Source organism: Robertmurraya kyonggiensis (genome assembly GCF_005116465.1).
In the GTDB taxonomy this organism is placed as follows: Bacteria; Bacillota; Bacilli; order Bacillales; family Cytobacillaceae; genus Robertmurraya; species Robertmurraya kyonggiensis.
The window spans coordinates 117,654-138,839 of record NZ_SWBM01000007.1 but is presented as its reverse complement, the minus strand read 5'-3'; the positions used below and the strand labels follow the sequence as shown (position 1 = coordinate 138,839).

19 protein-coding genes, 8 tRNA genes, 1 rRNA gene and 1 pseudogene are annotated in these 21,186 nt (G+C 38.8%); 26 read left to right on the top strand and 3 right to left on the bottom strand.

From position 1 onward, the window contains the following. Window positions 1-201: 201 nt before the first annotated feature. The 16 genes from rrf to glmS all read left to right on the top strand — a co-directional run bounded on the left by rrf (window position 202) and on the right by glmS (window position 9,857). Window positions 202-318, top strand: a 5S ribosomal RNA gene (gene rrf / locus FA727_RS20945). A 22-nt stretch (window positions 319-340) separates the two neighbouring features. Beyond that, window positions 341-415 (top strand) — tRNA-Asn (locus tag FA727_RS20940). A gap of 32 nt (window positions 416-447) precedes the next feature. Continuing rightward, a tRNA-Thr gene (locus tag FA727_RS20935) sits at window positions 448-520 on the top strand. 19 nt (window positions 521-539) lie between these two features. After that, window positions 540-614: transfer RNA gene (locus tag FA727_RS20930), tRNA-Glu, on the top strand. Window positions 615-690: 76 nt separating this feature from the next. After that, window positions 691-763: transfer RNA gene (locus FA727_RS20925), tRNA-Val, on the top strand. 39 nt (window positions 764-802) lie between these two features. After that, window positions 803-878: transfer RNA gene (locus tag FA727_RS20920), tRNA-Thr, on the top strand. A 23-nt stretch (window positions 879-901) separates the two neighbouring features. After that, window positions 902-985: transfer RNA gene (locus tag FA727_RS20915), tRNA-Tyr, on the top strand. A gap of 95 nt (window positions 986-1,080) precedes the next feature. Next, window positions 1,081-1,155 (top strand) — tRNA-Gln (locus FA727_RS20910). 6 nt (window positions 1,156-1,161) lie between these two features. After that, window positions 1,162-1,234: transfer RNA gene (locus tag FA727_RS20905), tRNA-Lys, on the top strand. Window positions 1,235-1,434: 200 nt separating this feature from the next. After that, a complete protein-coding gene (rocF, locus tag FA727_RS20900) occupies window positions 1,435-2,331 on the top strand; it encodes an arginase (RefSeq protein WP_136833435.1) in 897 nt (298 codons plus the stop codon). Between the two features lie 280 nt (window positions 2,332-2,611). Further along, window positions 2,612-3,175, top strand: a complete 564-nt coding sequence (gene sigW / locus FA727_RS20895) for an RNA polymerase sigma factor SigW (protein ID WP_136833434.1) — start codon at window positions 2,612-2,614, stop codon at window positions 3,173-3,175. 16 nt (window positions 3,176-3,191) lie between these two features. Further along, window positions 3,192-3,851 carry an anti-sigma factor family protein gene (locus tag FA727_RS20890; protein WP_136833433.1) on the top strand — a complete coding sequence of 220 codons (660 nt, stop codon included), beginning with the start codon at window positions 3,192-3,194 and terminating at the stop codon, window positions 3,849-3,851. A 254-nt stretch (window positions 3,852-4,105) separates the two neighbouring features. After that, entirely contained in the window at window positions 4,106-4,933 is an 828-nt protein-coding gene (cdaA, locus tag FA727_RS20885) for a diadenylate cyclase CdaA (RefSeq protein ID WP_126411064.1), read from the top strand. Then, on the top strand, window positions 4,926-6,161 hold the full coding sequence (locus FA727_RS20880) for a CdaR family protein (RefSeq protein ID WP_136833432.1): 1,236 nt from the start codon (window positions 4,926-4,928) through the stop codon (window positions 6,159-6,161). The genes cdaA and FA727_RS20880 overlap by 8 nt, the downstream gene beginning before the upstream one ends. A gap of 26 nt (window positions 6,162-6,187) precedes the next feature. Beyond that, window positions 6,188-7,537, top strand: coding sequence for a phosphoglucosamine mutase (gene glmM, locus FA727_RS20875; protein WP_136833431.1), 1,350 nt, complete (start codon window positions 6,188-6,190; stop codon window positions 7,535-7,537). A gap of 517 nt (window positions 7,538-8,054) precedes the next feature. Next, window positions 8,055-9,857, top strand: a complete 1,803-nt coding sequence (gene glmS / locus FA727_RS20870) for a glutamine--fructose-6-phosphate transaminase (isomerizing) (RefSeq protein ID WP_136833430.1) — start codon at window positions 8,055-8,057, stop codon at window positions 9,855-9,857. 50 nt (window positions 9,858-9,907) lie between these two features. Here the strand turns inward: glmS and FA727_RS24195 are convergent, their stop codons facing one another. Continuing rightward, window positions 9,908-10,051, bottom strand: a complete 144-nt coding sequence (locus FA727_RS24195) for a hypothetical protein (protein WP_158318941.1) — start codon at window positions 10,049-10,051, stop codon at window positions 9,908-9,910. A gap of 391 nt (window positions 10,052-10,442) precedes the next feature. Between FA727_RS24195 and FA727_RS20865 the strand changes: the two genes are divergently transcribed. From FA727_RS20865 to FA727_RS20835, 5 genes and pseudogenes are all read left to right on the top strand, one after another. Continuing rightward, the gene (locus FA727_RS20865; RefSeq protein WP_136833429.1) at window positions 10,443-10,814 is read left to right on the top strand and encodes a hypothetical protein; all 372 of its coding nucleotides are present in this window, start codon (window positions 10,443-10,445) and stop codon (window positions 10,812-10,814) included. After that, window positions 10,777-11,208, top strand: coding sequence for a hypothetical protein (locus FA727_RS20860; protein WP_136833428.1), 432 nt, complete (start codon window positions 10,777-10,779; stop codon window positions 11,206-11,208). The genes FA727_RS20865 and FA727_RS20860 overlap by 38 nt, the downstream gene beginning before the upstream one ends. Continuing rightward, entirely contained in the window at window positions 11,168-11,821 is a 654-nt protein-coding gene (locus tag FA727_RS20855; protein WP_158318940.1) for a DNRLRE domain-containing protein, read from the top strand. Before FA727_RS20860 ends, FA727_RS20855 begins: the two co-directional genes overlap by 41 nt. Next, window positions 11,803-12,099, top strand: coding sequence for a hypothetical protein (locus FA727_RS20850; RefSeq protein WP_136833426.1), 297 nt, complete (start codon window positions 11,803-11,805; stop codon window positions 12,097-12,099). Before FA727_RS20855 ends, FA727_RS20850 begins: the two co-directional genes overlap by 19 nt. Beyond that, window positions 12,068-13,153 (top strand): annotated as a pseudogene (locus tag FA727_RS20835) (family 1 glycosylhydrolase). Before FA727_RS20850 ends, FA727_RS20835 begins: the two are co-directional and overlap by 32 nt. 106 nt (window positions 13,154-13,259) lie before the next feature. Here the strand turns inward: FA727_RS20835 and FA727_RS20830 are convergent. Further along, a complete protein-coding gene (locus tag FA727_RS20830) occupies window positions 13,260-13,844 on the bottom strand; it encodes a YndA family protein (protein WP_136833423.1) in 585 nt (194 codons plus the stop codon). 193 nt (window positions 13,845-14,037) lie between these two features. Here FA727_RS20830 and FA727_RS20825 point away from each other — a divergent pair, with 193 nt between their 5' ends. Further along, on the top strand, window positions 14,038-14,544 hold the full coding sequence (locus FA727_RS20825; protein WP_136833422.1) for an RNA polymerase sigma factor: 507 nt from the start codon (window positions 14,038-14,040) through the stop codon (window positions 14,542-14,544). Next, window positions 14,531-15,514, top strand: coding sequence for an anti sigma factor C-terminal domain-containing protein (locus FA727_RS20820; protein WP_136833421.1), 984 nt, complete (start codon window positions 14,531-14,533; stop codon window positions 15,512-15,514). The genes FA727_RS20825 and FA727_RS20820 overlap by 14 nt, the downstream gene beginning before the upstream one ends. A gap of 223 nt (window positions 15,515-15,737) precedes the next feature. On the opposite strand, the gene FA727_RS20815 is transcribed toward FA727_RS20820, so the two are convergent. Continuing rightward, a complete protein-coding gene (locus FA727_RS20815; RefSeq protein WP_136833420.1) occupies window positions 15,738-16,607 on the bottom strand; it encodes a cation diffusion facilitator family transporter in 870 nt (289 codons plus the stop codon). Window positions 16,608-16,986: 379 nt separating this feature from the next. Here FA727_RS20815 and FA727_RS20810 point away from each other — a divergent pair, with 379 nt between their 5' ends. The 3 genes from FA727_RS20810 to FA727_RS20800 all read left to right on the top strand — a co-directional run bounded on the left by FA727_RS20810 (window position 16,987) and on the right by FA727_RS20800 (window position 21,088). Continuing rightward, on the top strand, window positions 16,987-18,405 hold the full coding sequence (locus FA727_RS20810; RefSeq protein ID WP_136833419.1) for a PTS mannitol transporter subunit IIBC: 1,419 nt from the start codon (window positions 16,987-16,989) through the stop codon (window positions 18,403-18,405). Between the two features lie 124 nt (window positions 18,406-18,529). Continuing rightward, on the top strand, window positions 18,530-20,653 hold the full coding sequence (locus FA727_RS20805; protein WP_136833418.1) for a BglG family transcription antiterminator: 2,124 nt from the start codon (window positions 18,530-18,532) through the stop codon (window positions 20,651-20,653). A 3-nt stretch (window positions 20,654-20,656) separates the two neighbouring features. Then, window positions 20,657-21,088 (top strand): PTS mannitol transporter subunit IIA, encoded by a 432-nt coding sequence (locus tag FA727_RS20800; RefSeq protein WP_136833417.1) that lies wholly within the window; start codon window positions 20,657-20,659, stop codon window positions 21,086-21,088. Window positions 21,089-21,186 lie beyond the last annotated feature (98 nt).

The following is a 21,186-nucleotide window of genomic DNA, read 5'->3' as shown; positions in this document are numbered from 1 at the left end:
GTCAGAGGTGGAAGCGCGGTGACGTGTGGAGCTGACTGATACTAATCGTTCGAGGACTTAACCAAATAGATTACTTTCGTAATTCTTCTTCTTCAGCATTATCTAGTTTTGAGGGTACAAAAAAAGTGAAATTCTTTTAAAAATACTCTTGAAAAAACGAATAAAATCAGTATAATAGAATTTGTCTTGATAATTTATAGGTCCGGTGACGATGGCGAGAAGGTCACACCCGTTCCCATACCGAACACGGAAGTTAAGCTTCTCAGCGCCGATGGTAGTTAGGGGCTGTCCCCTTGTGAGAGTAGGACGTTGCCGGGCAAATAAAAAATTCTATTGTTATTCCGCGGTAGCTCAGTGGTAGAGCAATCGGCTGTTAACCGATCGGTCGTAGGTTCGAGTCCTACCCGCGGAGCCATTTCTAAATAATAGAAGTGAGCTAGATTTTATGCTTCCATAGCTCAGCAGGTAGAGCACTTCCATGGTAAGGAAGAGGTCACCGGTTCGAGCCCGGTTGGAAGCTTTCGTAACAATATTATCATGGCCCCTTGGTCAAGCGGTTAAGACACCGCCCTTTCACGGCGGTAACACGGGTTCGAATCCCGTAGGGGTCACCAATGCTTTTTACGAAGCGTAGCGGAGTAAAATAGCTTTCCACTAATTTTTCACAAAAGTGAAAATAAGGAACAACATGGAGGATTAGCTCAGCTGGGAGAGCACCTGCCTTACAAGCAGGGGGTCGGCGGTTCGATCCCGTCATCCTCCACTCATGTTTTTTTACGTAGTAAAAAAACATCTAATATTTGCCGGCCTAGCTCAATTGGTAGAGCAACTGACTTGTAATCAGTAGGTTGGGGGTTCAAGTCCTCTGGCCGGCACCATTATTTTTTTTGTCTTTTACTGCGGAGGGGTAGCGAAGTGGCTAAACGCGGCGGACTGTAAATCCGCTCCTTCGGGTTCGGCGGTTCGAATCCGTCCCCCTCCACCAGTGTTTTTTACGAAACGTAAAAGGAAGCTATAAAAACAAAAAAATGGGACAAGCTAAAAAGAGTCCTTTTTATTTTGAACTTTACATAACAATATTGGGCTATAGCCAAGCGGTAAGGCAACGGACTTTGACTCCGTCACTCGTAGGTTCGAATCCTGCTAGCCCAGCCATTTTACGAGCCATTAGCTCAGTCGGTAGAGCATCTGACTTTTAATCAGAGGGTCGAAGGTTCGAGTCCTTCATGGCTCATTATTCCTTAAGATAATATCTTAAGGATTTTTATTTTGCCACAAAGTAGTTTAGCGAAATCCATATACAATCTAATGAAAGCACTTGAATCCATGGATTTGTGTGCTTTTTTGCATATATATACATAAATGTGTCGAGTTGAGTCAAAGGAATGTAAGCGTTTAGAATGGAGGTAGATATAGAAGAGGGAGGGGAAAGAAATGAAGAGATTAGCGATTATTGGTATGCCGATGGATCTTGGACAAATGCGACGTGGAGTAGATATGGGCCCAAGTGCGATTCGATATGCTGGAATAAACGAAAGACTGAAAAACTTATTTGATGAAGTTCAGGATTTGGGTGATATCCCCATTGGGCGACCAGAGGTCAGTATTGATCAGGAGTCTAATTTGAGAAATCTAGAACTAATAGCAGAGAAAACGGCTAAGTTAGCTGCGAAAGTAGATGAAGTCATTGAATCTGGTTCATTTCCATTGGTTTTAGGGGGAGATCATAGTATTGCAATTGGAACGTTAGCGGGCGTGTCAAAACATTATCAAAATCTCGGTGTAATATGGTATGATGCCCATGGTGATTTGAATACCGCGGAAACCTCCCCATCTGGGAATATTCATGGAATGCCGCTAGCTGTTAGTTTGGGACTTGGTCACCCGCTGCTCACGAATATTGGCGGTTATCAGCCAAAAGTAAAACCAGAGAATATTGTTATTATTGGAGCGCGCTCTTTGGATGAAGGCGAACGAGCATTAATCAAGGAAAAAGGCATTAAGGTTTACACCATGCATGAAATCGATCGACTCGGAATGACGAAAGTAATAGAGGAAAGCATTCAGTACTTAAAGCATAAGACCGATGGTGTTCATCTATCCTTAGATTTAGATGGCTTAGACCCAGCAGAAGCACCAGGGGTGGGAACACCGGTCAATGGAGGCATCAGCTATCGGGAGAGTCACTTGGCCATGGAGATGCTTGCAGAAGCAAATCTAGTTACTTCAGCCGAGTTTGTTGAGGTTAATCCGATTTTAGATGATAAGAACAAAACAGCATCATTAGCTGTAGCATTAATGGGTTCTCTTTTTGGTGAAAAATTGTTATAAAAGATCATCAATGATAATATAGTTACAATTGATTAATACTATTTAAGAGTCCTATTCGTATTACTGGGCTCTTATTTTTTTGAATAGATCAGCGCAATCACAAACATCCTCATATAAGACCACAGACGTATAGTTCCCCTTACCCATAAATTCTTTAACAATAATTGGATTTTTTTGTTAGAATAGTAGGTGTGAAAAAAGTTTTATTAAAAAATGAAACCTTTTCTGCTATCGATTCGTATATCGAATAGCCGCAGTAGAGCGGAGGTAAATAGAAACCATGGACGCAATAATTAAGAAAAGGATTAAACAAGTTTTAAAAGGTGATCAAAACGCCTATGCAGAGATTGTTGAACTATACAAGGACAAGGTGTATCAGCTTTGTTATCGTATGCTAGGCAATCGACATGAAGCCGAAGATATGGCACAGGAAGCATTCATTCGTGCATATGTTAATATAGCAAGCTTTAATATCGAACTAAAATTCTCTACGTGGCTCTATCGCATTGCAACGAATTTATGTATCGACCGAATACGGAAGAAAAAACCTGATTACTACTTAGATGCTGAGGTTTCTGGAACAGATGGGCTTACTATGTACTCGCAAATTCCATCAGACACGAGACTACCTGAAGATGAGGTAGAGAATATGGAACTGCAAGACATCATTCAGAGAGAGATCTCGAACCTACCAGAAAAGTATCGCTCAGTGATTGTGCTCAAGTATATTGAAGAACTTTCATTAAATGAAATCAGTGAGATACTGGATATGCCTTTGGGGACCGTGAAGACACGGATTCACCGAGGAAGAGAAGCGTTGAGACATCAATTAAGGAATGTTTAATGAGAGGTGAAAAACGTTGAAGTGTCCTGAAAAATATATCGCTTATATGCATGAATACTTGGATGAAGAAATTTCTAAGGAGGATGCATTAGAGCTAAAGGCACATCTCATAAAATGCGGAGATTGTCATAGGCATTTTCAAGAATTAGAAAAATCACTTGCTTTGGTTAAAAGTGTTGCCCATATATCGGCACCAGATGATTTTACGATGCGAGTCATGAATGCATTGCCGAAGGAAAAGAAAAAAGTCGGGGTTCAAAGATGGTTTAGACAACATCCGATGCTAACGGCAGCTTCCCTTTTCATTGTATTGATGATGGGTAGCTTGTTGTCCACATGGAATACAGAGAAGGCTCTATCGGTTTCGAAACAGCCGAATCTTGTCATTGACCATGACACAGTTATTGTGCCAGAGGGCGAAGTAGTCAAAGGAGACGTAGTGGTCCGGAATGGTAGCCTTCGCGTCGAAGGACAAATCGATGGAAATGCAACAGTCATTAACGGAGAGAATTATATGGCCTCTGCCGGTCAAGTGACTGGTGATGTGGAAGAAATCAATGCGATTTTTGAGTGGATATGGTATCATATGAAAAACACTGCTAAAGAAGTCGTTAACTTTTTTGAAGATAAAGAGAACGCTGAAGAACAGTCACTTGGAGTGGCTGTTTTTCTATGAGCGTTGTGTATAGGAACACGTCCATAAATTTAGATGAGTGTCTAGCTACAGCATCTAGCTCCTCAAGTAACTTCAGACCAGAGAGGGCAAAGTACGCAACTCCCTGCTAGGCCTCCACTCCTTGTTGGGGCTTAACGAGGTGCTTTAAGCTTTACTTTCAGAAGTGGAGTTTTTTTAGATTATGATATACTATAGGGGAATGAGTCGATAATAAAGCCTTTGTGCTTTTGAAATATTTAATTGGAGGAAGACCCATGTCGATTGGAAATTTTGATCTATTGGATTTATTGATTAATGCCATTGACATTCTCCTTGTTACATACGTGATATACAAGCTCATCATGATGATTAAGGGAACCAAAGCGGTTCAATTATTAAAAGGGATTTTTGTGATATTAATTGTCACCTTAATTAGTGATAAGTTCCATTTACAAACCTTGAACTGGATGATGCAGCAAGTACTCATATGGGGAGTAGTCGCCTTTGTAATCATCTTCCAACCAGAGTTAAGAAGAGGGCTCGAGCAATTAGGCCGTGGTAAATTTTTCTCTCGAAGTGGTTATCAGGAAGAAGAGGAACAGGAACGAATGGTAGAAGCCATCGTTAAGGCAACAGATTATATGGCAAAACGTCGAATTGGAGCTCTTATTTCGATTGAAAGAGAGACGGGTTTAGCTGACTATATAGAGACGGGTATCCCGCTTAACTCCAATATTTCATCTGAGCTACTCATAAATATTTTTATTCCGAATACGCCTTTACATGATGGAGCCGTCATTTTACAGAAGAATATGGTAGCTGCGGCGGCGTGTTATTTACCATTGTCAGAAAGTCCTTTTATTTCGAAAGAATTAGGGACAAGACATCGGGCGGCATTAGGGATTAGTGAGGTTACCGATAGCTTGACAGTTATTGTATCAGAGGAAACAGGTGCCATTTCTTTAACGAAAAATGGAGAATTGCATCGCGATTTAAAGTTAGATAAGTTTAGAGAATTATTATCTGCAGAATTAATTTCAGATGTAAAATCTAAACCTGCTTCTTCAGGTCTCTGGAACTGGAGGGGGAAAGCAAATGGATAAGTTTATCAATAGACTCATCGAAAATCCTTGGTTCATTCGGGTAATTGCGCTTATCTTGGCATTGCTACTCTTTGAGAATGTGAACCAGGAGAATCAGTCTGTCATAAATGTCCCTCAGGACCAAGATGCAGAGATCATTAAAAATGTACCAGTTACAAGCTATTATGACACGGAGAATTTAGTGGTTTCAGGAGTACCAGAAACAGTTACAATTACACTCTCTGGTCCAAAATCGAATCTACAACAAGCTGTGACCCAAAGAGGGTTTGAGGTATATGTCGATTTGACAGAAGCAGAAATTGGTACGCAAGAAGTACCAATTCAAATTCGGGATATCTCAGAACGATTAACGGTGAAGATCGAACCGGAAACAGTAGAGGTATCTGTTCAAGAAAAAGTAACAAAAGAATTCAGCGTAGAAGCGGAATTCAATTCAGGTGTTTTAGCAGATGGATACATTTCTGATGCTGCAGAAATCAATCCTAAAAAAGTGAAAATTACCGGTGCCAAGGATGTTCTAGAGAAAATTTCATATGTGAAGGCAACTTTGGATGTGAAGGGCCCGATTCAAGATACATTGAAGCAAGAAGCAGAGATCTTAGTCCTTGACCAAGAACTTAATAAATTGGACGTCGTGGTCGAACCGAGAACGGTAGAAGTAACTATTCCAATTAAGGCATCTAGTAAAACGGTGCCGATTCGTATCGTGGAAAATGGGACGCTACCAGAAGGGGTCAACATTGACTCGATTACTTTAGAAAAAGACGAAGCAACAATTATTGCGGAAAAAGATATTTTAGATAAAACTGAATCTGTTCGTGTTGAAGTAGATGTCAGTGAAATTACAGGGGATACAGAGATAACATTACCTGTCATTATATCTGATGGGATTGTGGCTGTTGATCCAGAATTGGTCAAGGTGACCATCAAAGCGAAAAAATCGGAGAGTAAGACCTTAAGCAATCTACCGATTTCGATTCAAGGTCTATCCGACCAATATAAAGCAGCCTTTCGTGACCCTTCGAATGGCTCGTTGAATGTAACGATAACTGGAACAAATGAGGAGATTTCTTCTATAGATGCATCGAACTTTCAGGTTTATGTGGATGTATCAGGACTTGATGCAGGGGATCACGATGTGAAATTTTTTGTCGATGGTCCAGATAATGTAACTTGGAAGTTAGCTAAAGATACAGGAAGAATATCCATAACGCAGAAAGAAGCTTAACGAAGGATAAAAAGGAGCGAGAATAGATGGGTAAATATTTTGGTACGGACGGAGTTCGCGGTGTTGCGAATAGTGAATTAACACCAGAGCTTGCCTTTAAATTAGGACGTTTTGGAGGATATGTATTAACAAAGAACCAACCAAGACCAAAGGTATTAATTGGTCGCGATACTCGAATCTCTGGACATATGCTTGAAGGAGCCCTTGTTGCTGGGTTGTTATCAATCGGAGCAGAGGTTATGCGTTTGGGTGTGATTTCTACGCCAGGAGTATCTTACCTTACAAAAGTGCTGGGAGCTCAAGCGGGTGTCATGATTTCTGCATCACATAATCCAGTTGCGGATAACGGAATTAAATTTTTCGGTTCAGATGGCTTTAAGCTTTCAGATGAGCAAGAGCTTGAGATTGAACAATTATTAGATTTAGAGATCGACGAGTTACCAAGACCTGTTGGGGAACATCTTGGACAAGTAAATGACTATTTTGAAGGTGGACAAAAATATATCCAATTCTTGAAGCAGACTGTTGATGAAGACTTCTCTGGCATACATATTGCACTTGATTGTGCACATGGAGCAACATCATCATTAGCAGCTCATTTATTTGCAGACCTTGAAGCAGACCTATCTACGATGGGTGCTTCACCTAATGGATTAAACATCAATGATGGCGTAGGTTCAACACACCCAGAAGCTTTAGCAGCATTCTTGAAGGAAAGAGAAGCAGATGTTGGTTTAGCATTTGATGGAGACGGAGACCGCCTGATTGCGATCGACGAAAATGGGGACATTGTTGACGGAGATCAAATCATGTATATTTGTGCGAAATACATGAATGCGAACGGAAGATTAAAGCATAATACGGTAGTTTCAACGGTTATGAGTAATCTTGGGTTCTACAAAGGCTTAGAAGCACATGAAATTAAGAGTGCCCAAACAGCAGTTGGCGATCGCTATGTTGTTGAAGAAATGAAGAAAAGTGGCTATAACCTAGGTGGAGAGCAATCTGGTCACATCATTTTCTTAGACTACAATACGACGGGTGATGGACTTTTAACAGGATTACAGCTTGTGAATATCATGAAAATGACGAAGAAGCCATTATCTGAATTAGCGAATGAAATGGAAAAATTCCCACAGAAGCTCGTTAATATTCGTGTGACAGATAAGTATCATGTTACGGATAATGAAAAAGTAAAAGCGATTATTACGGAAGTGGAAGCAGAAATGAATGGAAATGGACGCATTCTTGTCCGTCCATCTGGAACTGAGCCACTTGTCCGTGTAATGGCAGAAGCGCCAACAGAGGAGCAATGTGCTTCTTATGTAGAGCGAATTGCTGCGGTTGTAAAAGAGGAAATGGGCTTAGAAGAATAGTAATAGGCCTAAGTAAATAATGGAACTTCTGTGCATAAGGGGACTCATACAACCCCTTATGCATATTTTGTAATTGGGAGTATCCCCTTATTTAATTGGATTTTAGTTGACGAACTATAAGAATGTGGGGTATGATAATCCTGTTTTTGTAAATAGCTCTCATGCTGGTTGTAACTTTCTGGATGACCAGCACGTCTAATGGGCGTAAGAGAATTTTTTACAAAGATTTCACTCAAAATAGAAAGGTGGGCAGGATTTTAAAAGTTTTAAAAGCGCCTGAACTAATGACCGAACGGAAGGGTTGTTAGTTGACGAGGTGGAGGTTAATCGATATTCGGCGGGTGCCTCCCGGTTTCGTATGCAAATCGTTATTTCTTTTTCTAAATCACTGAAGGCGACTTAGTGGACAATGAAGAGAAAAAGCATACAAATAATATACTAAAAAACAGAGATAAGGGGGCAAGTGCCCCTTTTAAAAGAATGGTTTCTTGCCCCCTTATTTGGGAGGAAGAAAAATATGTGCGGAATCGTTGGTTATATTGGAAATAATGACTCAAAGGAAATTTTAGTTAAAGGCTTAGAGAAGCTAGAATATAGAGGCTATGACTCAGCTGGAATCGCTGTAATGAATGCAGATGGCGTACATGTTTTTAAAGAAAAAGGCAGAATTGCTGATTTACGTATGGTTGTCGATGCAGATGTTTCAGCTAATATGGGGATCGGTCATACGCGTTGGGCGACTCATGGAGTGCCAAGTGTTGTGAATGCCCATCCACATCAAAGCACAACTGAACGTTTAACACTTGTTCATAATGGTGTTATTGAAAACTATGAGCTTTTAAAAGATGAGTATTTAATGGACGTTGCGTTAAAGAGTGAAACGGATACGGAAGTCGTTGTCCAGTTGATTGAAGTATTCATGAAAGAGGGCTTAGAAGTTGAAGAAGCGTTCCGCAAGACATTAAAGCTTGTGCATGGTTCTTATGCGTTTGCTCTTTTAGATACTGAAACTCCGGATACTATTTTTGTTGCGAAAAACAAAAGTCCACTTCTTGTAGGTCTTGGGGAAGGCTTTAACGTTGTTGCAAGTGATGCGATGGCAATGCTTCAAGTGACAAATCAATTTGTTGAATTAATGGATAAGGAAATGGTTATTGTTAAGCAGAACGAAGTAACAATCGTGACGCTTGAAGGAGAAACAATGAACCGTGCTCCATTTACAGCAGAAATTGATGCTAGTGACATTGAAAAGGGAACTTACGCTCATTACATGCTAAAAGAAATCGATGAGCAGCCATTAGTGACTCGTAAAATCATTCAAGAGTACCGTGCAGAAGACGGTTCTTTACATGTTGATGAAGAGATCGTTGCTGCTATGAAAGAATCAGACCGCGTGTACATTGTTGCAGCAGGTACCTCTTATCATGCAGGACTTGTGGGTAAGCAGCTTATTGAAAAAATGGCGAAGATTCCTGTAGAAGTTCATATCGCAAGTGAGTTTGGCTACAATATGCCATTATTGTCTGAAAAGCCATTGTTTATTTTCATCTCTCAAAGTGGAGAAACTGCAGATAGCCGTGCAGTTCTTGTAAATGTAAAAGCGATGGGCTATAAAGCATTAACAGTAACAAATGTTCCTGGTTCTACTCTTTCTCGTGAAGCGGATTACACATTGTTATTACATGCTGGACCTGAGATTGCCGTTGCTTCTACAAAAGCTTATACAGCGCAAATTGCCGTACTATCTATTTTAGCAGCTGTAACAGCAGAAGCTCGTGGCTTTGCTCTTGAATTTGATCTAACAAAAGAGCTTGGAATTATTGCAAATGCAATGGAAGCTCTTTGTGATGAAAAGGACGAATTCGAACAAATTGCTCGTGATTTCTTAGCTGATACACGCAACGCATTCTTCATCGGACGTGGAATTGACTACTACGTAGGTCTTGAAGGTTCATTGAAACTAAAAGAAATTTCTTATATTCAAGCTGAAGGTTTCGCTGGTGGAGAATTAAAGCACGGTACGATCGCTCTTATCGAGGACGGTACACCAATCATTGCTTTAGCTACACAGGAAAGCGTAAACCTAAGCATCCGCGGAAACGTCAAAGAGGTCGTTGCCCGTGGAGCAAACCCATGCATCATTTCTATGAAAGGCTTAGAAATGAACGGAGACACATTTGTCATCCCAGAAGTGCATGAACTTTTAACACCTCTTATCTCTGTCGTACCATTACAATTAATTTCTTACTACGCAGCCCTACACCGCGGCTGTGACGTAGATAAGCCACGTAACTTAGCGAAATCAGTTACGGTGGAATAAGGTAGTTGCTTAAGTAAGACTCAATTGTCCTCAAATAAAAATAAGGTTCCTTAGATAAAAATAAGGGTTCTTAGATAATAATTACGTTCCAATTCCGAAGGTTTTTCCGGTACTTTTCCCGGTTGACCTTCGGTTTTTTTATTTCCAAAATCGGAAAAAATCCCACCCCAGTTCAATGTCAGTCCAATCTTCATTTCAATCAGTTTCCAAATCTAATCCATTCGTTTCTCTCAATTCTGGACCTCTCCAATCCTTGTCCAATAAGGATTCAGGCCATCTCCTATTCCTTTTCAGTTGGTTTCCTCACATAATAGAGTCAAATGATTTTCAGCGTTTTATCTGGTTTTTTCGTTAGTTTTTCAATCGTAGGAGTAGATCAGGATTCATTCGAAATCCACTCTCCTTCATCTACTATGGAACGTAATTTTTTTCTCAAAATCAGTGAAAAATCGTTACAAATTCGAGTGAAAATAGGGGAAAAGCTGGAACGTAATTATTTCATGGAGGAATTCTGAGTGAACGGGTGAATAGGACGTGAGCCCTTGTGGGGTAAGGGATTGAGTGGGATGGAGAGGAGGAGGGGCTTTGGAATCTAATTTTTTTGATGAGAAAGCCCCTATCATGAAGGTGGAGGACCAAGATCGGTCGACTCAACTCCAATTAGAGCTTCTTGAACATACAGGAGAATCCCCTGCTAATATTGAAGGGAAAGTTGAAGGTGAAACCATCACTTATAAAGAGGTTTATTCAAATATTGATTTGAAATATACCGTGGGTTCCGACCGTATCAAAGAAGATATCATTTATACAGAAAAACCGGAGGAAGGGTTTCCTTCAAGATTCTCATATAAAATGAACTTAGAAGGTTTGAAGGTGAAAGAGGAAGCAGGAACTATCTACCTGTACGATTCAAAAACGAATGAGCGACTATATTACTTTGAAGCCTTATATGTATGATTCTTATGTCCCTGAAGGATTCAAGACGGCAGAGGGGATCACTTCAGTACCTGAAGAAGCCATTTCATATGACGTTTCGCTCACTTATCAGATAATTGATAATGAATTGTTTTTACACTTAGCACCAAATAAAAAATGGCTAGAAGATTCAAACCGTGTATATCCCATCACGATTGATCCAACTATCGTTAGAATTCAATCATCCGATGACGTTGAAGATCCAAATATAAGAAGGGGTTTCCCGACACAAACAGGTGGAAATGATTTGGAAATAGGTGGTGGTGCATCTAGTGGTAATGTAATACGTTCACTTCTAAAATTTGATTTATCTGCGATACCAGTTAATGCATCTATTGAATCATCAAGTCTTAATTTATGGTTTTTCATCTACTAATAACAGTTCACCGGTTAATATAAGTCTATTTAAAGTTTCGAGAGATTGGAATGAAAATGAGGCTTCTTGGAATTATGCCAAAATATACCCATCTACAGCATGGACATACAAAGGTGGAGATTATGTTACTAGTAATAAATTAGCCACTGTTAGTGGTTTAACATCACCTACTAATCTTGATGCCGATATAAAGCAGTGGAATATTCCGATTCATATCATTCAAAATTGGCGAAATGATATGAGTACAAATTTCGGAGTAATTATAATGAGTGATACGGAAACAACGAATATTTATAAAAAATTTATATCTAGTGAATATACTGTAGATAATAAATATAAACCTTTGTTAAAAGTGACATATTCTGTTCCTGGTCCTAGTACACCATCAGGTGAATCGTACTCTAACGGTGATGGTACAGGTACAGGGTTTGTCGAATTATCTTGGCCCCCGATGTCTGGTGCTACTGGATATAAGGTTTGGATTTTTAATGGGTTAGAATATGAATCTTTTGATGTTGGAAATTCAACAAATTGGAGTACATTGGAAAAAATATTTGGCCAACTGAACAAGAAATTTCTCAGGGTCGATTTATTTTGCATAAAGATAAATTAGGTAGTGATTTGCCTATAGACCCATCGTCGGTTTATTCAAATGCTGGTATATATTATGCAGATAGACAAGAATATTGGTTTAGAGTAAGTGCTTATAATAATGATTGGGAAACTGAAATGTCTGAAGCCTTCATTTCTACTATTCCACTTGAAATTGATCATAATGAATTAACCGAAGATGAAACAGCAGAGTTAGCAAATATAGAAGAAACCGAAGCTTCAAGCGACTATTTAGATTCATTAATTTCTGAAGATCCGGTATTACGAAGATGTATTTAAAGAGTGTAAGAAATATAATATCGAACCTCTAGTTACTCTTTATCATTTTGAAACGCCTGCTTATTTGGCAGAGCATTTTAATGGTTGAGGAAGTCGAGAGACGATAGATTGTTTTTTAAGAATGTGCGAAGTAGTTTTTACAAGATATAAAGATTTAGTGAAGCATTGGATCACGATCAACGAAATTAACGTATTAAATGGGTACGCCTTTATGGGAACAAGAGAGGCTACCGCACAGGTGCGTTATCAAGCCTAGCATCATATGTTTGTTGCGAGTGCCTTGACAAATAAACTTTGTCACGAGATCATTCCAGATGCAAAGATTGGCTGTATGGTTGCATTAAGTTGTATATACCCGAAAGATTGTAGGCCGGAAAATGTATTTGGAGCTTTAGATTATCGGAGAGGAGCTTTGATATATTCGGATGTCATGATGAGGGGATATTATCCATCTTACGCCGACCGCTTTTTTGAAGAGATGGGAGTAACGATAAATAAAGAACCAGGGGATGACGAAATACTCAAGGGTTACCCTTCGGATTTCTTAGCATTCAGCTATTACCGTAGCAGTGTTTACCATACTGAAATCGTTCAGAATACGGATACCGGTGGACAAATGGGAGATGTAAATCCTTTCGTAGAAAAAACGGAGTGGGGTTGGGCAATTGATCCAGTTGGGCTAAGATACACTCTATCTGAACTTTATGACCGTTATCAAAAACCTCTCTTTATTGTTGAAAATGGTATGGGAACCATTGATCAACCGGATGAAAATGGATATGTGGAAGATGACTATCGAATCGACTACTTCCGAGATCATATTGCAGAAATGAAAAAGTCGGTTACCTTAGATGGTGTGGACTTAATGGGCTATACACCATGGGGGTGCATTGATTTAGTTTCAGCAGGAACTGGAGAGATGAAAAAACGATATGGTTTCATTTATGTAGATATGGATGATGAAGGAAATGGAACATTAAAAAGAACAAAGAAAAAGTCATTTGAATGGTACAAGAAAGTGATTGCAACGAACGGAGAAGATCTTAGTTATTAGATTGAATAAAAGATTAATAGTTTAAAACTAAAACAGGTGGTTAGCACCTGTTTTTAGTTATGATTGCAAGGCATTCAGGAATAAAATTCCGAAATGCCTTTTTTCATTAATCAATATACGTAACGCGAAGGGAACCGCTGCTCAATTTATAGTTCTCCGCGTGTTTCACGTAAAATTCGGCTTTGCCATCTGTCCCATCGACATAACTCCCGATGCTTCTGAAAACGACATCGTAACTGGAACCTGATTTATTGGAGAAACTAGCCTGTCCTACGAATGCATCACCTGACGGATCGTCCTCAAACAACTGAAACGTCATTAAAGGTGATGTACCAGTAATTGAAGAAGAAGTATGTGCACTCACTCTTATGCCAAAGTCTCCACCACCTGATTTAACAATGGTCCCATTTGTACGGAATTTATTGTCATTATACAAAGTGAAAGAGTCAGATCCAATTGTTTGCCAACCAGAGGCAAATGTTTGAAAAGGTGCTTCTTTAACCTCGTAGATTTCAACTGTTATGCCAGTTTTTTCATCTACACTAATGGAAATGGGAGTGTCGCCTTCGTGCATTTTAACAATTTGCTCTGATTGATCAGGTGCCTCTGAAGCATATGTATGACCTCCAAAACCAATACCTGCAGCTAACACTCCTACTAACATGCTACTAATGATTAATCTTTTTCTCATAAAATCCCCCTCTTATCGCTAAAATTTGGTAATTTAATAATATAATAGCATTATTATCCAATTTTTCCGATTATTAATTTATCCTTTGTAATTTACATTTCTACCTAATATTCATTTTCAAGAAATAACATTAAACCTAATGAATTTGTAAACTTTTTTCAAGGTTATACGTCTTGTTTGTAGGAGGACGATGATGGATGTTTTAAGACAGAATGATGAACTCAATGAAGAACTTAATATTGTTTATAGATATTTGCTAAAGTTAGGCATTTCAAAGTTAGATGCAGAGGACGCTGTTCAGGAGGCAGCTTATAAATATCTTCTTTACTATGATTCTATCAAGAATGCAAAAATTCGTGGTTGGCTGATACGAGTGGCGCTAAATGCTTATTATGATCAATGCCGCAAACAAGGACGATACGTATTGGACTTAAATGAGAGTGTTCTAAAGGTAGATATACAGGAACTTCCTGAAAACATTTTTCTACAGAAGGAAAGAAACAGTGAGCTTGGAAAAGCACTCTCACAGTTAAAACCTCATTTTCAGGAGCTGTTACTTTTAAAATATCAATCAGGTCTTACATACGAAGAAATATCGAAATTGTTAGAGATAAGTGTTAGTTCAATTAAAACTAATTTATTCAGGGCTAGAAAAAAGTTAGAAGAAATTTATAAGGAGGCAACTTATGAGCGACAATAACAAAACAAAGAATGAGAACGAGATCGATTTTATGAGTAGTCTTTCTTTACAGAGGGCTGTCAAAAAATCGAAAAGGATACAAACGATTAAATATATGCTTATTGCCATTTTAACGACGTCTGTTTTACTGGCTATTCTTTTTATAGGAAGTCATTATATTTTAACGAAACGAATCAATAATCAGGATCATCTATACCATAGCATTCATGGAGCAAATATCATGTTGAGCGATACTTCCTATAGCTACAATCTTTTCAGTGTTGAAGCAGAGACCACATACACGAAGAATGTTGGCGACCAATCAATTGTTTGGGATAAGCAAACTGAAAAAATTCCGCTTTTTGGAAGAAGTGAGATTCTTGAAAAAGGCAGCGGGATGGTCGAAGTGAATAGCATAGATGATGAGCTAAAAAGGTATGTTCGTTATAATAATTTTAATAATGAAAGGAAAATAGATTTCTATTATCCAACCTTGTCTTATGACTATTTACCGCATGAACTGGATATTGCTGTTACTCTCGATGAGAACAAATTGATTGAGGTAGCTCTTTCCTTTAAGGAGCCTATGACTCTAACGGAAGCGGCTGAAAAGTTGGGGCATGATCATGTCAATTGGCTGTGGGTGGATACAACGAATGTGGCTCAAATGGAAAAAATGGAGCAAACATTAGATAGTGACAGTGTGAAGACGAAGGGTGGGGGTGGCGCCTTTGGATTTGCAGTCAGACCTGAGGTTCCCTATTCTGAAGAATTTGGTCCGTTGTTTATCCAGACCTTAGAACAACTGAAAGAAAACAGAAGTACAGTGAAGGAAGCATTGAAAGGAATGAAAGAAAACACTCAGGCTACCAATGGAAATATACGTCTTAATGGTGCTGTTGTTTCAGGTACACCGGCTGAACTTGAAAAATTTCAAAATCTTGATTTCATCCGTGCTTCTGTCCTTGGGGCTACAATTGATAAATATTAAGTCATGAATAGGGCTACATTTATTTTTCCTATCTAATTCATTATCGGGGAAAATGCTGAATTCCTGATTTTACTTAACCACAATAATATTGTTTTATGAAATGAGACCCTCTTAAACTGCCGATTTAAGAGGGTCTCATATTCCATTTTTTCCATTACATCATGCATTTTATTGAAGTTTGAGACAAGAAGGAACCCCTGTGAACTACCTCATGAATTTAGGGTTAGTTCGGCTCAACATGTACATGAACATCATACACGCCAAAGTCTTTTATCATTACCATTTCAACATGAGTAGAAATGTCATGTGCCTCTTTAATATCCAATGTTGAATTAACAAGGATCACCACATCTAACACTTCATTGTTTCCGTAGTTTCTACCTTTAATTTCTTTTACTCCTTTAACACCGGCCACATTTGTAATTACTTCCCGATATAGCCGTACTTTATTTTCATCAAATCCATCTGAAAGCTCATGTGAGGCTTCTCTAAATATATCCCAAGCTGTTTTACATATTAAGATTCCTACAATAAAGGCAGTCACAGTATCAAGCCATGGCAAATTGAATTGAGAACCAAATATCCCTATTGCTGTACCTATACTCACCCAAGCATCTGAAATATTATCTTTTGCTGCTGCCATTACGGCTTTACTATTAATTTTTTGCGCCAATTTCTTGTTGTAACGATAAACAGAATACATCACTAATGCAGACATTATGCCCACGTAGGCTGCAAGTATATCTGGAGACTGTTTTTCTCCTTGGAAGATAGATGTGCCTGCTTCTATTATTACTTGAAGACCGACCACTACCATAATAAAAGAGGCGACCATAGAGGCAATGGTTTCACTTTTCCAATGTCCATAACCATGGTCTTTGTCTGGAGGTCTTCGTGAAAGTTTAAGACCGATAAGTACAGCAATCGAGGCAATTATGTCAGTTGTATTATTAAGGCCATCAGCTTTTAATGCAGCAGAATCAGTGATATAACCAACAAATAATTTTATGATTGAGAGATACATGTAAGCAAGTATACTAACAATTGCTCCACGTTCCCCTAATTTAAGATCTTTATATTTTTCATTTTCCATTCTAGTCCCTCCCGTTAAGCACTTGATTATGATAACAACAAGGAGACTAGTGGGTCTAGAGCAATCTTTTTGCGCTGTTTTAGGATACTAAGGGACAGGCAAATTAGTTGAGTGAAGGAAACAAAAAGCGAATGGAAAGCCCTGAAAGATGATAAGTTTTTTTGCAGGACTTTTGCCATTTAAGGAGAGATTAAGATTACTAGCAAACGAGGGATGCAAAAGTAGGGCTGAGTGGAAATATCGAGGGTCTTATGCCCTATTTTAATAATGGCAACAATCAAAATGACAAAATGCATTTTTGATTAAATTGAAACCCATTTGAAAACGCTTTAATATGAAAAATGTAAGGGTTATCAGAATCAACAAAGGGGGAAATAAGATGACTGAAACAACACAAGATAAATCAAATGTAAAAGTAAAAATACAAAAATTCGGAAGTAACTTAAGTAATATGGTACTACCGAATATCGGGGCCTTTATTGCATGGGGACTTATTACAGCATTATTTATCGACACAGGCTGGTGGCCAAATGAGGATTTGGCTAAATTAGTTTCACCAATGATCACATACTTATTGCCATTATTAATCGGTTTTACTGGTGGTCGAATGGTTCACGATATCCGCGGTGGGGTTGTGGGTGCTACAGCAACTATGGGGGTTATCGTGGGAACCGATATTCCGATGTTTTTAGGTGCTATGATCATGGGACCGATTGGTGGATATGTGATTAAGAAGTTCGACCAAGCGATTCATGGAAAAATCAAAGCTGGATTCGAAATGCTTGTGAATAATTTCTCTGCTGGAATTATCGGTGGATTGTTAACGATCATTGCTTTTTGGGGAATTGGGCCAGTAGTAGAAGGCTTAAGTAATGTATTAGCTTCCGGAGTTGAAGCGATTATTAATGCGAATTTATTACCTTTAGCAAACATTTTTATTGAACCAGCAAAGGTTTTATTCTTAAATAATGCGATTAACCATGGGATTTTAAGTCCATTAGGAATTGAACAGGCTGCAGATGCAGGGAAATCTATTCTATTCTTATTAGAAACAAATCCTGGACCAGGATTAGGTATTCTACTTGCGTTCTGGTTATTTGGGAAAGGTACTGCAAAACAAACAGCACCAGGTGCAGTCATTATCCACTTCTTGGGTGGTATTCATGAAATTTACTTCCCATATATCTTAATGAAGCCTACATTAATTCTTGCAGCTATGGCTGGGGGCGTAAGTGGAGTATTCACGTTTAATCTTTTCAATGCAGGTCTTGTAGCAGCTCCATCACCAGGTAGTATTTTCGCCTTAATTGCCATGACACCAAAAGGAAATTACCTTGGTGTATTAGCGGGGGTAATAGTTGCAACAGCCGTTTCATTTGCAGTCGCTTCTTTAATCTTAAAAACTAGCAAAGCAACCGAAGAAGATTTAACTTCTGCAACAGCTAAAATGGAAGAAATGAAAGGGAAGAAAAGCTCTGTGTCTTCTGTATTAACAACACAAACTGCCATTAATCCAGATGTAGTAAACAAAATTGTATTTGCTTGTGATGCAGGTATGGGTTCAAGTGCTATGGGCGCATCAATTTTACGAAATAAAGTGCAAAAAGCTGGTTTGGGCATAGCCGTTACGAATACAGCGATTAGCAATTTACCTGCTGATGCAGATATTGTTATTACCCATAAGGACCTAACCGATCGTGCCAAAGCAAAACTTCCGGATGTTGTTCATATTTCAGTGGAGAACTTCCTAAATAGCCCAAAATATGATGAATTAGTCGATTCTTTAAAGAAAGAATAGATTATACGCCTGGCACAGAAATGTGCCAGGTTTATTAAATTTAGTGTAATAAGATAAAATGAAACTGTAAGTACTTTGGCAACATCTTTTAATGGAGGTATGATCCTTCCAGGGAGTGAAGTAAATGTATATTTCCGCAAGAGAACGACAGATTCTTGAAATTCTATTAACGAAAAACGATGAGATGACTGTCAAAGATCTTGCTGACCAACTTGGTGTCAGTGCCAGGACGGTACATCGGGATCTGAAAAATGTGGAAGATATTTTAAAAGAATATGAACTTTGGTTGCAAAAAAAGTCAGGCGTTGGTGTTCAAATAGCAGGGGAACCAAATAAGGTACATGAACTAGAGATGTTCTTAATTAATCTCTTTCGAACGGAGTATACACCGGATGAACGGCAAACGATTATTTTGTGTGAGCTGTTAGAATCAAAGGGACCAGTTAAACTGGTTGGATTAGCCAATGATTTAAATGTAACGATTGCAACCGTCAGTGCAGACTTAACCAAATTAGAAGAGAGACTGCATACTTCTGGACTTTCTCTTATCCGAAAAAGAGGGTATGGGGTTGAAATTGAAGGGGAAGAAGGGGCAAAGAGAAGGGCGATGAGGCACTTAATATCAGAGTATCTCGATGAATCCGATATCCTCTCCTTCGCAAGAGAAAATATTCAAAAACGCTCCACCCAGCATATCAATTCCATTTCGGAAAGGCTGTTAGGGCTGGTTGAGAAACAAAAGCTTGTCACAGTTGAAAAAATTGTCGAGTCTATTATCCAAGAATTACCCTTTGCGATCGCAGATAGTGCCTATATTGGCTTGGTTGTTCACCTTGCACTGGCAGTTGAGCGAATTCAAAAAGGGGAAGGCATCACCATTAACCAAGCTTATTTGGATAATCAGTTTGATTCAAAGGAATACAAGTTTGCAGAGAAAATCGTCGCTGAATTAGAACAGGTATTCAAAATTCAAATTCCGCAAGCAGAGGTTGCGTACATAACGATGCACTTGAAGGGGGCGAAGTTGCGTCATGACAATGAGTATATTGCGGAAGATTCAAGCTATCAGGTAGCCATTAAGACACGAAGCTTGATTGAGTTTGTGGGAAAACAAATCGGCTTGGACTTATCGGGCAATCGCTCTTTATTTGAAGGATTAGTTGTACATCTGAAACCGGCTATCTATCGCATCAAACAGAAGATGGGAATCAGCAATCCGCTATTAGATAAAATCAAGCAGGATTATCCTGAGCTTTTTTCGATGGTGAAGGAAGCTGTGCGGCAGACCTTTCATGAATTTGATGTGCCAGATGAAGAAATCGGCTATCTTGTGATGCATTTTGGTGCTGTACTTTTAGGAGTTAAGGACATTGGGAACGTCAAAGCATTGGTGATTTGCTCAAGTGGAATTGGCACATCGAAAATGCTTGTCACGCGGTTGCAGAAAGAATTTCCTGAGCTGAAGCAGGTAAAAAATGTCTCCGTAATGGAATTTAAGAAAATGGAGACAGACGAGTATTCGCTCATTATTTCAACGATTCCAATAGTAGATTCTGAGTTGGATTATATTTTAGTGAGTCCCATTTTAAATAAAGAAGAGATTGAAAGAGTTCGCTCCTACATAAATGAGCAAATCATGGTAAAAAGTTCAGAAAAGGACTTCAAAGTCGCTTTTCGTGACAGAGAGAGCAAGAAACCGGCAGCTACGCTGATTAAGGAACTTTCTATTATACAAGAATACGCTCATGCCATTGAGACGATTCTAAAAGACTTTAAACTAGAAGAACTCCATTCGGTCCAAACAACAAAGGAAATTTTAGACTACGCCGTAAATGAATTATTTGAAAGAAATAAGATTACGAATATCGAATCCGTGATTGAAGCCGTTATCGAAAGGGAGAAACTCGGTGGACTAGGTATCCCAGAAACAAAGATGGCGCTATTTCATACGAGGACCCGACATGTTCTGGAACCTTGCTTTTCAATCTATACTGTAGCTACACCTATTGAGGTAGCGGGTATGGATGGAAGCAGCATGGAGATGAAGTCGTTTATTTTAATGCTTTCTCCAGAAGATGCGTCGGAAAGAGTGTTAGAAGTGCTGAGTTATCTGAGCACACTCTTCATTGAGAGTGAAGAAAATATTTCGGTGTTTCAATCTAGCGATCAAAACCGTATAGAAGCATTACTATCAGGTAGATTTGACCAATTTTTTGATGAGAAATTAAAAGAATTAAGGAGTGTTTAGTTGATGTCAATTTTTGCGAAGGAAAATATCCTATTAAATACAGCAGTGGAAACAAAAGAGGAAGCTATTCGTTTAACGGGAAGCATTCTTGTTGAAAAGGGTTATGTAGATGCTGATTATATTGAGAAAATGCTTGAACGTGAACAATTGACTTCTACATATATGGGGAACTTCGTCGCAATTCCGCATGGAACAGAGGATTCAAAGTGCTTTGTCAAACAATCAGGAATTTCATTTGTTCAAGTTCCAGAAGGAGTAGACTTTGGCGGTGGAAATATCGTGAAGCTTCTGATTGGGATTGCAGGAAAAGATAACGAGCATCTCGACATTCTTTCAAAAATTGCCATTGTTTGCTCGGAAGAAGAGAATATTGATAAGCTTGTGGCAGCAGAATCAGCAGATGAGATTTTAGCGATCTTTGAAGACGTGAACTAATTTGCTAGCCGTACATTTTGTGCAGGAAATATCAGCCGAGAATTGGAATCGTTCACTTTAGTGAGCGGTTTTTTTTCTTTTTATAAGAGAAAAATAGT

Coding starts and splice junctions, on each gene's coding strand:
- rocF (WP_136833435.1), top strand. CDS start 1,435: ATGAAGAGATTAGCGATTATTGGTATGCCGATGGATCTTGGACAAATG.
- sigW (WP_136833434.1), top strand. CDS start 2,612: ATGGACGCAATAATTAAGAAAAGGATTAAACAAGTTTTAAAAGGTGAT.
- cdaA (WP_126411064.1), top strand. CDS start 4,106: ATGTCGATTGGAAATTTTGATCTATTGGATTTATTGATTAATGCCATT.
- FA727_RS20880 (WP_136833432.1), top strand. CDS start 4,926: ATGGATAAGTTTATCAATAGACTCATCGAAAATCCTTGGTTCATTCGG.
- glmM (WP_136833431.1), top strand. CDS start 6,188: ATGGGTAAATATTTTGGTACGGACGGAGTTCGCGGTGTTGCGAATAGT.
- glmS (WP_136833430.1), top strand. CDS start 8,055: ATGTGCGGAATCGTTGGTTATATTGGAAATAATGACTCAAAGGAAATT.
- FA727_RS24195 (WP_158318941.1), bottom strand. CDS start 10,051: ATGAAGATTGGACTGACATTGAACTGGGGTGGGATTTTTTCCGATTTT.
- FA727_RS20860 (WP_136833428.1), top strand. CDS start 10,777: ATGAGCGACTATATTACTTTGAAGCCTTATATGTATGATTCTTATGTC.
- FA727_RS20830 (WP_136833423.1), bottom strand. CDS start 13,844: ATGAGAAAAAGATTAATCATTAGTAGCATGTTAGTAGGAGTGTTAGCT.
- FA727_RS20825 (WP_136833422.1), top strand. CDS start 14,038: ATGGATGTTTTAAGACAGAATGATGAACTCAATGAAGAACTTAATATT.
- FA727_RS20820 (WP_136833421.1), top strand. CDS start 14,531: ATGAGCGACAATAACAAAACAAAGAATGAGAACGAGATCGATTTTATG.
- FA727_RS20815 (WP_136833420.1), bottom strand. CDS start 16,607: ATGGAAAATGAAAAATATAAAGATCTTAAATTAGGGGAACGTGGAGCA.
- FA727_RS20810 (WP_136833419.1), top strand. CDS start 16,987: ATGACTGAAACAACACAAGATAAATCAAATGTAAAAGTAAAAATACAA.
- FA727_RS20805 (WP_136833418.1), top strand. CDS start 18,530: ATGTATATTTCCGCAAGAGAACGACAGATTCTTGAAATTCTATTAACG.
- FA727_RS20800 (WP_136833417.1), top strand. CDS start 20,657: ATGTCAATTTTTGCGAAGGAAAATATCCTATTAAATACAGCAGTGGAA.